The organism is Sporomusa rhizae (assembly GCF_041428845.1).
GTDB lineage: Bacteria > Bacillota > Negativicutes > Sporomusales > Sporomusaceae > Sporomusa > Sporomusa rhizae.
In genome coordinates this window covers 4456121-4469735 of sequence record NZ_CP156925.1, presented here as the reverse complement: position 1 = coordinate 4469735, position 13615 = coordinate 4456121, and the positions used below count along the sequence as shown (strand labels likewise).

The 13615-nt window shown below is 45.5% G+C and carries 12 protein-coding genes; 11 read left to right on the top strand and 1 reads right to left on the bottom strand.

All coding sequences use genetic code 11. The annotated features are described in order from the left end of the window. The first annotated feature begins 243 nt into the window (after positions 1-243). The 11 genes from SRRS_RS21070 (at position 244) to SRRS_RS21020 (ending at position 11969) form a co-directional block, all read left to right on the top strand. Positions 244-2235: an LTA synthase family protein gene (locus tag SRRS_RS21070; RefSeq protein WP_371363299.1), complete on the top strand. Its 1992-nt coding sequence runs from the start codon at positions 244-246 to the stop codon at positions 2233-2235. 111 nt (positions 2236-2346) lie between these two features. Beyond that, positions 2347-2952, top strand: coding sequence for a peptidylprolyl isomerase (locus SRRS_RS21065; RefSeq protein ID WP_371363298.1), 606 nt, complete (start codon positions 2347-2349; stop codon positions 2950-2952). Positions 2953-3103: 151 nt separating this feature from the next. Further along, positions 3104-4033: an arginine deiminase family protein gene (locus tag SRRS_RS21060; RefSeq protein WP_371363297.1), complete on the top strand. Its 930-nt coding sequence runs from the start codon at positions 3104-3106 to the stop codon at positions 4031-4033. A gap of 81 nt (positions 4034-4114) precedes the next feature. Beyond that, entirely contained in the window at positions 4115-5455 is a 1341-nt protein-coding gene (locus tag SRRS_RS21055) for a lipase family protein (RefSeq protein ID WP_371363296.1), read from the top strand. 11 nt (positions 5456-5466) lie between these two features. After that, the gene (locus tag SRRS_RS21050) at positions 5467-6213 is read left to right on the top strand and encodes an AAA family ATPase (protein ID WP_371363295.1); all 747 of its coding nucleotides are present in this window, start codon (positions 5467-5469) and stop codon (positions 6211-6213) included. 330 nt (positions 6214-6543) lie between these two features. Beyond that, a complete protein-coding gene (locus SRRS_RS21045) occupies positions 6544-6801 on the top strand; it encodes a hypothetical protein (protein ID WP_371369952.1) in 258 nt (85 codons plus the stop codon). Positions 6802-7059: 258 nt separating this feature from the next. Further along, positions 7060-7830 carry a 4Fe-4S binding protein gene (locus SRRS_RS21040; RefSeq protein WP_371363294.1) on the top strand — a complete coding sequence of 257 codons (771 nt, stop codon included), beginning with the start codon at positions 7060-7062 and terminating at the stop codon, positions 7828-7830. Between the two features lie 146 nt (positions 7831-7976). Continuing rightward, positions 7977-9050, top strand: coding sequence for a M48 family metallopeptidase (locus SRRS_RS21035; RefSeq protein ID WP_371363292.1), 1074 nt, complete (start codon positions 7977-7979; stop codon positions 9048-9050). Positions 9051-9771: 721 nt separating this feature from the next. After that, entirely contained in the window at positions 9772-10536 is a 765-nt protein-coding gene (locus SRRS_RS21030) for an amino acid ABC transporter substrate-binding protein (RefSeq protein ID WP_371363290.1), read from the top strand. An 11-nt stretch (positions 10537-10547) separates the two neighbouring features. Then, the gene (locus tag SRRS_RS21025; RefSeq protein WP_371363288.1) at positions 10548-11201 is read left to right on the top strand and encodes an amino acid ABC transporter permease; all 654 of its coding nucleotides are present in this window, start codon (positions 10548-10550) and stop codon (positions 11199-11201) included. 18 nt (positions 11202-11219) lie between these two features. Then, a complete protein-coding gene (locus SRRS_RS21020; RefSeq protein WP_371369905.1) occupies positions 11220-11969 on the top strand; it encodes an amino acid ABC transporter ATP-binding protein in 750 nt (249 codons plus the stop codon). Between the two features lie 125 nt (positions 11970-12094). Here the strand turns inward: SRRS_RS21020 and putP are convergent, their stop codons facing one another. Continuing rightward, positions 12095-13576 carry a sodium/proline symporter PutP gene (putP, locus tag SRRS_RS21015; protein ID WP_371363287.1) on the bottom strand — a complete coding sequence of 494 codons (1482 nt, stop codon included), beginning with the start codon at positions 13574-13576 and terminating at the stop codon, positions 12095-12097. Positions 13577-13615 lie beyond the last annotated feature (39 nt).

Genomic DNA, 13615 nt, shown 5'->3' with positions numbered 1-13615 from the left:
AAAAACTCCTTCCCTTCCTGCCAGTAGTTTTTCCACAACCGGAAGAATTAATCTTTAAAAAACTTACCTCCTGCAGTCTGGGTAGTATCAGCAATTTAAGTCTTCCTAGTACCCTCCCTTTTATTTCCGGGAATTTATTTGGTGAAATCAGCAGGATTTTGGTAAAAAAAGTAGAAACCTACCGAAGTTCTGAATAAAGTATAGCGTTAGTTTTATACCTGAAAGGTTGGGTTTATCATTAAATTGGCGAGTTGGGACGAATTTTGGCTAGAATTTCAGCAGGATTGTAAGCTGTTTATTTTTATTTTGGCATTATTTTGTTTGTTCCGGGTTGGCTTTATCGCCGTTATGCATTCGTTTTTGAGCGATTCTGTGGCGATGAATGATATTGTGACGGCGTTGTATTATGGTTTTCGCATCAGTCTTAAGAGTACCGGGGTGCTCGTTCTTTTACCACTGGTTTGCTGTACCGGTCTACGGCTGTTTATCCCCTGGAAAAAGCTTAGTAATATCCGTTATTACCTAGGGGTGTTGTATGTTACTCTGCTTAGCTTTTTGTTCCATGCACGCATTCCGTACTATCAAGAGTTTCATATGGCCTTTAACCAGTTGATTTTTAATACCCTAAAAGATGATGTGTCGGCTATTGTTCATTCTGTTATCGAGCAATATAATCTGCCTGTGCGGATGATCTTCGTTCTAGTTACCGCTTTTTTCTTATGTAAATTGTTAAAGCGCTGGCTTGCGGTCAAGCCTTTACCCTTTCCGCGCCTGCCTAAGTGGTACTACAACATTGTTCCCAGAGTGGCTTTGCTTATTGTCGTTTACCAGCTGGTAACTTTTATACAGTTTGGCGGAACTATGAATTATTTAGATAATATTGACTGGGAAAATTCCGGGGTTACCAAAGACCAACTGCTGAATGAGGCTATATTAGATGATGTGCAGGCATTATACCGGGCGTATGTACTGCATGGGCGGGTTCAGGCTTCCACAGGTCTGGATATGGATCCGGCCCGGATGAGGGAGTATGGCAGCTATTTGGCCGGCAAGCCCGTTAATTCACCTAAGTTAGATGATTTTTTACGAAAACGTGTCGCGGTGGGAACAGATACACCGCCGCGCCAAATATTTTTGATTGTTGGTGAAAGCTATGCCAATTGGCCGCTATTGCCTCAGTACAGTAACCTTAATATTGCGAATGGCCTCAAGGGCATAATTGCCCAGGAAAATGCCGTTTATGTTCCCAATTTCCTTCCTAACGGCTTGAGTACAATTTCCGGGGTTATGGGTATTTTGACAGGGCTGGCGGAGGCCAATCTGTACTTGAATTATTTGCCGGAAACTTATAAGGAACCGTATTCTACGGCCTTGGCGCCACAGCTTAAACGCCTGGGATACTCAACGGACTTTTGGTATTCCGGATCAAATTCGTGGGAGAAAATCAGGGATTTTACTCTGTCACAGGGGTTTGACAGCTTCTATGGCAGGGGCGATATCAACAGTGATGAGGGAAATGTCTGGGGCTGTGACGACGCATTTCTATATAAAGCTGTGCTTGACCGGGTTAAGGATGACAAACCGGGTTTTCATGTTGTTCTGACAGTCTCCAATCATTCTCCCTACACCGTAGACTTGGAGCGCGAGGGATTTGACCGTGCGGTTGTCGCCGCCGGACTGCCCGAGAAGCAAAAAGACGATGGTGATTTAATACGGAAATTAGGCCACTTCTGGTATGCTGATAAAGAGCTGGCCAAGTTTGTTAAAGCGGCCCGCCAAAAATATCCTGACAGCCTGTTTGTTATTGTTGGCGACCATGCCGACAGGGTTAACGTTGATAATAACCCGTCGTTGTTTGAAAGATATGCCATACCGTTTGTTATGTATGGCAAAGGGGTAACCAAAGATTCTATACCGGAAACGGCTGCGGGCAGCCATATTAATATTACTCCTACCCTGCTTGAGCTTGTTGGACCTAAGGATTTTACCTATTACTCCGTGGGGCGGAGTTTGACTCAGGGTAATGATTTCGGCATGAATTACGGTTTCTGGATTACGGCAGACTATATGGGCAAGGCTGATATTTTTCAGGAATTTAACGAACCTCACTCGCCAAGGCCGGGTGTGATACCGCCCGACCTGACTAAAATCCGCCAGGAAGTGGACTCAACCAGGGCGGTTTCCTGGTGGCGCGTCAAATATGGCAAAATGCTGCAGCCGGGTATGGCTATCTAACTATGGACCGTCGGAGCCGGGAAACCTAGTCGTTTTCCGGCTTTTGCTTTTACTTGGATGCAGGGTATGGTATACTAATTCTGGATATTCGTAGGAAACGGAGTGAACATTATGAAAAAAATGTGCACAATTTTGGCAGTTATGGTTACTTTGCTGGTAATGCTTACTGCCGGGTGCGCGGGCAATAACCCTGTTACGCCCAATCAGGCTGAGAGTACCCCGAAAACAACAACGGATGTAACTGCTAAGAAGAACAGTGTGGCGCTGTTTGAAACCTCGATGGGCAATTTCCGGGTTGAATTGGCGGAAGATAAGGCTCCACAGACATCCAAAAATTTTATTACCCTTGTTAACAAAGGCTTCTATAACGGATTGATTTTTCACCGGGTGATCGATGACTTTATGATCCAAGGTGGCGATCCCAAGGGTAACGGTACCGGCGGACCGGGCTATACTATTCCTGATGAGTTCAACAGCGACCTTAGGCATACCGAAGGGGTTATCTCCATGGCCAATGCCGGCCCTAATACCGGTGGTTCCCAATTTTTTATAACCCTTAAAGCAACTCCCTGGCTTGACAACAAGCATGCCGTGTTCGGCAAGGTCATTGAGGGGATGGATGTTGTTAAGGCCATAGGCAAAGTAAAAACGAGTGCACAGGATAAGCCTGTCCAAGATGTGGTAATTAAGAAAATCACGATAGAACAACCTAAGTAAATTAGCAAATAGTGTCGCGGCCAGAACTCGTTCCAGGGTTCTGGCTTTTATATTTGGTGTTTCTGAGCTAGAAGTAACCTAAAGCATAGCTATAGACTATTCTTGGCACTCTAACGTATATATGACATGGAGCGCAAGGGGGATGGACGAAATGACGCATGTTCCGTTAACGGCTTTTGGCACTGAGACCTTTGGGCGGTTGCAGGCAGCTATGCTGCATGTGCCGGCAATCGCGATCAGCAATATCAATGATATTACGGCCGGGTACTACTTGTTCGATACGGTGCCTGTGCCGGAAAAATATTGGGCAGAGCAGGAAAACTATAAAAAGCTTTTGCAGCAGCAGGGAGTCCGGGTGTATGAACTGGCCGACTTTGTCCAGAATGAGCGTACCAGGCTCGAGGAGTTAGCCAGTCTGACTTATATGCATGATACGGCCGTTATTACCAAGCAGGGAGCCGTGCTGTCCAAGATGGGGTATGGGCGAGCCGGCGAAGAGCTTGTAGTTAAAGAGGCGTTAATTAATTTGGGAGTGCCTGTCTGCTTTGAGTTTAGTGAACTCGATCAATTTGAAGGTTTCCTGGCACTATCGCCCCAAACTGCTTTGATCGCTTGTACCGAACGGCACAAAGCAGTTTCTGTCGAAAATTTTCTGCCGCAGGGGTTAACGCTCTTTAATGAAATAGTCTATGTAGATGTTTACAAAGCCAGGCGGTATATGCATGCCGATATGTTGTTTGGTAAAGTTAACAGCAATCTGGCGCTTGCTTACCTGCCGGCTATCCGGAGCGCCTGGCATATTACCCGTGAGGGGCGGCAGGAAATTGCGGACTTTCGGCAGTTTATGTTTGAACGGAATCTGGAACTTATTGCCGTGTCTGAGCATGAACAGCAAAACTGGGCTTGTTCGTTTGTACCTATTGATAATAACAATTTAATTCACTATGATATTGCCCTTAGTGCCAAAACTAAGCGGATTTTGGCCGGCAAAGGGGTAAATGTTATCGAATTTCATCCGGAGGCGTTGTTGGCAGGCGGGGGAAGCCTGCGTTGTTTAACGTTGATGCTGTTGAGAAAATAGGTTTTGAAAATACAAGAAGACTTGACTTTAGTTGATTTTTGTCAGAAACTGATAGTAAGAAAACTGTAGTTAGGTGAGTATATGAAACGAATATTACCTTCAATCAGTAAAATATTGCTGCTGGTATTGTGTTTGGTCCCCATGCTTGCTTTTGCGGGCGCTAGAGAAGATTACAAGGAAGCGCAGTCTTTATTAGTGGCGGCACGCGCCTGTCTGGCTATTTATAATGACAGGGCAGGAAAACTTTCCACCGAATACCTTAAACAAGATGGCTGGGAGATAGAGCCATATATACAGCCGGGTGAGTTGGATGATGCACGGTTTTTGATCGCTAAAAAAGAGCTGGGCGACGGTAGCCAGCCAATCTACCTATTGGCAATTGTCGGTACTGAAACAAGTAAAAATATCAAGACCGATCTAAAGATGCATCGAGTATATTTTGCCGGGCATACCCTGGAGGAGTTTACCGCAAGTGCGGCCCTGAAGAATATTCCCGATTCTGAGCCCAAGGTGCATTTAGGGTTTCATAACTATGTACAAACCGCGCTTAAAGCCAAATCGGCAGAACATGATAATCGCGGCAAATTGCTGACTGAGCTGTTGCTGGAGAACGCGGACCGAAAAATATATTTGACCGGGCATAGCCTGGGCGGGGCGGTAGCAACTCTGACTGGGGCAAGGCTATTAAGTATGGGGGTTAAACCCGAACAAGTAGAAGTAATTTCCTTCGGAGCACCGGCGGTTGGGAACCAGGCGTTTGTTGATGTGGCTTCGCCGAAGCTGCGTGTGACGCGGGTGGTTATCGATGGTGACCCGGTAACAGGTGTGCTGCAGACATTGTCAGATTACAAACAATTTGGCCGTGAAGTTAAGTGGGTTAGCTCCGACAAGACTCACAAAGGCCAACATGCAATGGTAGGCTATTTAGATACGGCAATTAAGAACTTTTACCAAAAACGCGAGCAAGCAGAGCAGGAAGGTCAGGCGGAATTAATTCCACAATCTGCAGTCACTGGCAATACGGCCAAGGTATATGTTATGCCGGCGAAAAATTATCTGACCGAAGATCTGAAGTCGGAGTTTTGGTATATGCAGCAAGGAGTGGTGGATAATTATCGCCTACTGCTGCCCAATGCTGTTTTTGCCGATGCCGACGCGGAACCTTTGCCGCTGAAACGGGCAGCCGAAATGGGCTGCCGCTGGCTGATCGTGCCGGAAATAAGCGCCCATAAGCTAAAAAATGAACGAAATTTATATTATATAACGCTGCAGCAAACTGTGTATGATACAGCTAATGGAAAGATTATATATTTCAACAACAATTCAACAAGCACGGCCAGCGTAACTCCCTTGGAGGCTTTGCTTCATAATATCAGGGAAATTGGCGCGGAAACAGGTAAATGGCTGGAGGACCCGAAATAAGGAGAACGTTTATGCTGAATCGCGGCGCGTATTTACGCAGTATGAGTGTAGAGCGGGAAAGGGTACATTCCTTTGACGAATACCCTTTTTGCCTGCCTGCATTCCGGGATATGGAGGCTATCGATTTTCACCCGAAAGTTACGATGATTGTCGGGGAAAATGGTACAGGTAAATCTACCCTGCTGGAGGCAATTGCCGTAGCCTGGGGGTTTAATCCCGAAGGCGGCACTATTAATTTTAGTTTCTCATCAAGACCTTCCCACTCCGATTTGTATCAATATATCCGTCTGATTAAGGGGATTAGGAAGCCGCGGAACGGTTTCTTTTTTCGAGCGGAAAGCTTCTATAATTTAGCGACAAATATAGAAGAGCTTGACCGTGAGGGGATTGGGGCAAGGATAATTAATTCTTATGGCGGGCGCTCACTGCACGAACAATCTCATGGTGAGGCGTTTTTTGCCACCTTCATGCACCGGTTTGGCGGGCAGGGCTTGTATATTCTGGACGAACCCGAATCGGCGCTGTCGCCATTACGGCAGATGGCGATGATTTCCAGGATTCATGATTTGGTCAGGCAGGATTCACAATTTATAATAACTACCCATTCACCCATTATCATGGCCTATCCTGATGCGACAATATTACAATTGACTCGGGATGGATTTGCCGTTTGCAAGTATGAGCAGACAGAGCATTATACCATTATGCGGGAATTTATTAATAATCGGGAAAAGATGCTTAAAATCTTGCTGGAATAAGAAATTGAAATTTTAACGGGACTGTCCTGTCGTTTGGTCTACCCAGTTGGTTTAGTTGTATAGGTAAAAGTTAAACTGAGTCTAAAAAACCAAAGCCCTGACACGTGTCGGGGACTTTGGTTTTTCCTGTTCTTTAATAGCATTTATATTTGCCTCCAGCTTTGATAGACTGGGCTCCAATTTGTGAGTAAAGGGAAATACCAAATAATCTTTCATCATTAAACCTAAACTTATTGCATTAGAAGTAGAAATTCCAGACCTTATAACACAAAGTTTAAGGTTATTTTGCGTCGTGAGCGGCCATAAATAGGAAAGCCGCACCCCCGAAGGATGCGGCTAGTTGATGGCGTAAAGCGGGAAGGAAGGGGAAAAGCCGTTCACAGTGAACGGCTTTTCGATAAAGGAGATAAACAGAATGTAACGCTTGGTTTTGGCGAAAGGAAAAATTACTTAACAGGTCGGGCTAAAATCATTATCGCAGCAGAAGAACAGCAAAAGAATAATGATAATTATTATAAAACAACCACCAAAGCCTCGGCCTCCAAAGCCACCGAATCCTCCCATATGTGTGTGCCTCCAATCCCATAAAGTAAGGGGTATATTTATTATAATCTATGTATAGTTGAGCAGTTTTGCTACAGCAAAAAACGTTTATTTAGTTAGTGCAAAATTGACGGTGTAAAGGGAAAAATTCCCACCAGTTACCCGGGAGGCGGCTGCTCAGTTAAACCTACCGAAGAATTAAGCACGATAAGCAGTCTCGATTTTATTTTCTACTAGGCAGGGTAAGTAGGTAGAGGCAAAGAAAAATAAAAAGGGATATTATCTGGAAACGGAGGAGAGAACTTGGACTTAGATACAATCGATCATGCTATAGATCAGTTCATAGCTACAACGCCGCTAAATGCTGCGGCAGAAATAGGATTGTCCGCCATTTATGCTAAGCCGCTTATCGGTATAGCCCATGCCGATGATGAGTTGTTTGAAGTCTTAAAGGATGAGATCGCCGTCGGACCGCAGCATTTATCACCTTGCGAATGGCTGCCGGGTGCCAAGGCGGTAGTATCGTATTTTTTGCCGTTTTCGCAGGCGGTTCGCCAGGCAAACAGGGAGGGTGACATGCCTGCTGTGGAATGGCTGTATGCGCGAATTGAAGGCGAAATGGTAAATGTTGCTTTGCGCAAATATCTGGTAAAGATGTTTGAAACAGAAGGATACCAGGCTGTTGCACCGGGGCTTGACGACAGGCATGCCGTAGTCAGCCGGAAAAGCAACTGGTCTGAACGGCATGTAGCCTATGTGGCTGGTCTGGGAACCTTTAGCCTCAGCCGGTCATTTATTACCAAAGCCGGTGCCGCAGGACGGTTAGGAAGCATTATTGTTACTGCACCCATTATGGCTACAGTCCGCAGTTACCAAGCCTATGATGAATATTGCACTAAATGTGGAGTTTGTATGAAACGTTGTCCCGTACGGGCTATTGATGAATCGGGTAAAAATAATGAAACTTGTGCTAAATTTCTCGATCATACGGCCGCACGGTTTAGTCCCAGATATGGCTGCGGCAAGTGTCAGACCGGAGTGCCGTGCGAAGCGTCGGTGCCTATTAGTCACTGAGGCGGTTTGCCAATGCAGTAATTCGATGGGGATGAGTGCAGAATTTGTTATTACTAGCAGGATTTAGCCTTTAGGAGAGCGAAATATCTATCATCTACTTTGCGGTAGGTTATGGATATCTTTGCCATGGACCAGGGGGAATTTAGATGAGAAAAGTAACCGGATTTGCAGTATTACTGGCACTTGTTTCCCAAATTGTATTCATCCCGGCCGCTCAAGCAAAAGTCTGGTTATTAGACCGTAAATGGGAGAAGGCACAAAAACAGAGTCAATATAATGACATTGTTAAGAAATATGGTCTTGACCCTGATACAGAAGCCAACGAATTTTGCGTTAACGTCTCCAATCGATTGCTGCAGCAAATTAAGAAACAAAATAAAGTTGAACTAGACTATTCGGTGTTCGTAATAAAACAAAAACAGCCTAATGCTTTTGCCGGACTTGGCGGAAACATTGCCGTTACCCGGGGCATGGTCGATATGCTAAATGGCGATGAAGATGAACTGGCGGCCATCTTGGCTCATGAGTACGGCCACTCAATCGGGGCGCATTTATTGGATTCCATAAACGGACAATTATGGACGGCAGTTTTATTCAATCAATATCTGCGGAATAACAATAATTCTATGTCGAAGATAGGAGCAGGCATTGCCTTTCAGCAAATCACAACTAAAGGATTTGGCCGGTCGCATGAATGGGCTGCGGACAATTATGGCATGCGCACAGCGACGGCAGCGGGATATAATCCCGCCGGGATTGCCGGCAGCTTTCAAAAATTCCTGGAGAAATACGGCGATAAGCATGTGTCGCTTCTTGGTGAAATCCTAAGCCCGGAAGAACATCCCAGCAACAAAGAACGAATCGAAAATAATATGAAGTTTGTTACTGCGTATAGCGGCAATCTTGTTACCGTACACGATGAATGGGTTTTTCTTGCTAAGAAACCGGTGGTAAAACCAGTCACCGCTGCCGGAAAATCAGCTAAAGAGCGTGCTTATCTCATTGCCGGGAGTCTTGCACAGGCTTTACACGAGGGACATAAAGAACCTGCACGATATAGTAACGGGCAGATTAGAATGGGTACATATTCGATTATGACAGTAACTGAGAACGATACAGATGGTGAATCTACCGCTGAAGCGATAAATAATGCACTGAATTTGCCAAATGAAAAAGTTGATGCTGATGATACATCGATGAAGCAAGCAGAGGACGCGTGAGCGTTCTCTTTTTTTTGCCGCAACATAGGGTCTGCCATGGTAACCCTAAATATTCCAATCGACTATGTGGTTTATTTTTTGTATAATAGTAGTACTATCTTTACGCTAGAAGGGGAAGGCAATGAAATCCATGCGCCATTTAGTAAACATTTCTGCCTATCTGCGTCATATTTGCAACTCTGCTTATAGGACCAAAGAGATTGAAGTTACGAGGTTCGAGGTGGCTCAGGTCCGCATAAGCCGCTAAAAGTATTGGCGTAGGCCAACCCGCCGTACAAGCTGTTTGTACAGAGTAATTTTTAAAAGAGCCTTTAGTATTGCTTAGCGGAGCGGGTTGTCATTATAATGTTAGATAGGGAGGGAGGGCTTTATAGGCCCTTTATTTATAATGGAACATTTCATGGACAAAATTCGAGGCTTACTAATCATAGTCGTTTTCATAGGATACGTATATATGCGCGGTGATTCCGAATGGCAATGGATATCAGACTTATTTGCCGCTTTGGCTATTGGAACCGTGATACACCGGTATTATCAAGCCTGGAAGCAACGCAAGTAATTACCTTGTGATAAGGGCAAAACAGTGCGATTAACGCTGTAAATAGGAGATTTTCAATACAAAATGCCAAGCCGTTTGCAAAAACGGCTCTTTTTATTACTTCCCAACTTTAATACGTTAAAGTACAATAGAAATAGATTTTAGTGAGTGGAGGAATTGAGAGTGAAAAAGTTAATAGCTATCATGATGGTAGTACTGCTAGCCGGTATGCTGGTTGCCGGCTGTGGCGGGACAGAGAAGAGAAAAGTTGTGGTGGGGCTTGATGACAACTTTCCGCCGATGGGCTTCCGTGATGATAAAAATAATATCGTAGGTTTTGATGTTGATATGGCCAAAGAAGCTTCGAAACGTCTGGGCATGGAAGTGGAATTCAAACCGATTGACTGGAACAGTAAAGAAGCCGAACTAAACGGCAAACGGGTTGACGTGTTGTGGAATGGTCTGACAATTACGGAGAAGCGGAAAGAGAACATCTCATTTACCAACCCCTATATGGAAAATCGCCAAATCATTGTTGTAGCTGCTAATTCGCCACTTAAGAATAAAGCCGATCTGGCCGATAAAGTAGTGGGTACCCAGGAAGGCAGCAGCAGCGTGGAGGCAATTGAAAAAGACGCAGCAACGATGAAATCGTTCAAAGAACTGAAAAAATATGGCGACAATGTAGCCGCCCTTATGGACTTAAAAACCGGACGTCTTGATGCGGTTGTTGTTGATGAGATTGTTGGACGGTACTATATAGCGAAAAAACCCGGTGAATATAACGTTCTTACGGAAAACTTCGGTTCTGAAGAATATGGCGTTGGTCTGCGTAAAGAAGATAAAGAACTGTTAGCGAAATTGCAAAAAGCTCTTGATGAAATGAAAAAAGACGGTACTTCCGCCAAGATTTCCAAACAATGGTTTGGTGAAGATATCGTAAAGTAAGGATATAATAAATGGACTATATATTGGGAATTCTACCGCCGCTCCTTGAAGGCACTGTAGTAACACTGCAAATGTTTTTTACAACTATTATTCTCTCATTGCCGCTCGGTTTGCTCCTGGCCTTGGCCCGTATTTCACGGTTCAAGGCCCTGAGCGGCGCTGTCGGGGTTTATATTTGGCTGTTTAGGGGTACCCCCCTGATGCTGCAACTGTTGTTTATTTATTTCGGTCTGCCGTTATTGCCTTATATCGGTGTGCGGCTTCCAGATTTCCCGGCTGCCGTGCTGGCTTTTGTTTTAAACTATGCGGCCTATTTCGCAGAAATATTCCGGGCAGGCATTCAGTCTATTGACCGTGGTCAATACGAAGGCGCGAAAGTCCTGGGCATGACGTATGTGCAGACGATGAAACGCATCGTGTTGCCGCAGGTTATCAAACGAGTGCTGCCGCCGGTAAGCAATGAGACAATTACGCTGGTCAAAGATACTTCGCTTATCTATGTTTTGGCTATGAACGACTTGCTGCGGACAACCCGGGCAATTGTACAGCGTGATTTTAATACAATGCCGTTTATTGTTGCCGCAATTGTGTATTTACTTATGACACTGGTGCTGACCTGGGCGTTTCAGAAGCTGGAAAAGCGCTATGCCGTATATGATGAGTAGGGGTATAAAGCCATGAATATGATTAAGGCTATCGACATTCATAAACAGTTTAACGACCTGGAAGTGCTAAAAGGTATTTCGCTTACCGTGGATAAAGGCGAAGTTATCGCTATTATCGGCCCTTCGGGCTCAGGCAAAAGTACGTTTTTACGCTGCCTGAACAGGTTGGAGACCATTGACCGGGGAACTATTGAAATTGAAGGTGAAACCTTGGTAACCGGCGGCACCGACGGTCAAGTGCGCTATGCCGTGGAAGCCGAGGCACGGCAGATTTGCCGCAAGATGGGAATGGTGTTTCAGCAATTTAACCTGTTCCCGCATCTCACAGTATTGGAAAATCTCGTTGAAGCCCCCATTACAGTAAAGGGGGTTAAACGGGAAGAAATCATACCTCAGGCTGAAGAACTGCTGCGTAAAGTTGGTTTAGCTGAAAAGCGGGATGTCTTTCCGTCAAGATTGTCAGGCGGTCAGAAACAGCGCGTGGCGATTGCGCGGGCGCTGGCTATGAATCCGGATATTATGCTGTTTGACGAGCCCACTTCGGCGCTGGACCCTGAACTTACCGGCGAGGTGCTAAAAGCGATGCGCAAACTGGCTGAAGAGCATATGACTATGATTGTAGTTACTCACGAAATGGCCTTTGCCCGGGAAGTGGCTAACCGCGTTATCTTTATGGACAATGGTGAGATCGTAGAACAGGGGACACCGGAAGCCGTGTTTGGTTCACCGTCGCACCCCCGGACAAAAGCGTTTTTGCAGAGAGTATAGTATAAAGTAAGAAAAGCCGCTAGTACTTCGTCTGGATAGAGACGGAAGCATAGCGGCTTGTTTGTTTATGAATGCAAACGGGATTGTTTGGTTGGTACCAAGCAATCCCGCTCTTTGTATCGGTATTAAATTTGGCTTTTATTAACTGTTTCAAACTCATCAAGGATTTCTTTTGACGGCGGAGTATCCAGTAAGCTTACAACATAGATGGCTATACAGGAGAAGATAAATCCGGGAACAATCTCGTATAGTCCAAGCAGTGCTAATTGCTTCCAGACAAGGACGGTGATACCGCCGACGATAATGCCGGCCAGTGCGCCGTTTCTGGTCATACGGTTCCAGAACAGTGATATAACCAGCGTGGGGCCGAATGCCGCGCCAAACCCGGCCCAGGCGTAAGCAACCATATCCAGTACGAAATTATTGGGATCAAGGCCGATAAGTACTGCGATAATTGACACGACAATGACGGTCGCGCGACTGATCCAGACGAGCTCTTTTTCACCGGCTTGTTTATGAATCAGTGACTTATAAAAATCTTGTGATACCGCTGACGCCGTAACTAACAGCTGAGAGGAAGCCGTACTCATAATAGCTGCCAACACAGCGGAAAGAATCAGACCCGAGAAAAAGCTGGAAAACAAGGTATCGGTCATTACCATGAAGACTGTTTCCACGGCCGAACCTTCCAGCGGCTGCTGCAGGTATACCCGGCCAACCATACCGACTAAAACGGCTGCCGCCAGTGACAGGATGACCCAAGTCATAGCAATGTTGGTAGCCTGCTTTAGTTCTGAGGAGGCACGAATCGCCATAAACCGGACAAGAATATGCGGTTGACCAAAATAGCCAAGTCCCCATGCTAATAAAGAAATGATAGCAATAAGCGAAAGTGGTTTGCCCTCAGGCGTGGTAAATGGATTAAACATTTCCGCATTCAAGGTGGATAAAGCCTGAACAGTTGTAGCCGGACCGCCCATCATGAACGAGGCTGTAATCGGCACAGCCAGGATGGCAAAAAACATCATGACGCCTTGCACAAAGTCTGTCCAGCAGACAGCCATAAAGCCACCAAGAAAGGTATAAAACACGACAACAGAAGCACCAAGAATCATGGCCCAGGTGTACGGGATACCAAATACCGTGTTAAACAATTTTCCGCCGGCGACAAAACCGGAAGACGTATATATTAGGAAGAAAATAAGAATAAATACGGCAGATATCACCCGGAGAATTTGGGAAGTGTCCCGGAACCTGTTTTGGAAGTAATCAGGCATAGTCAGTGAATCATTAGCAATCTCTGTGTATTGGCGCAGTCTTTTTGCAACAAACTGCCAGTTAACCCAGGTTCCCAGCATGAGGCCAAGAGCAATCCAACCTGCTCCCAAGCCGGCCACATAAGCGTACCCGGGCAAGCCCATAAGCATCCAGCCGCTCATATCGGAAGCTTCGGCGCTCATAGAAGTAACCCATGCACCCAGCTGACGGCCGCCCAATATGTAGTCAGACATATTTTGCTCTTTGCGCCAATAATAGATGCCAATGGACATCATTGCCCCTAAATAAACAATAAAGGCGACAATGACCCCAATATTCAGTTCTAGCATATGTATATCTCCTCTCCTACAATATGTAAAATTATAACT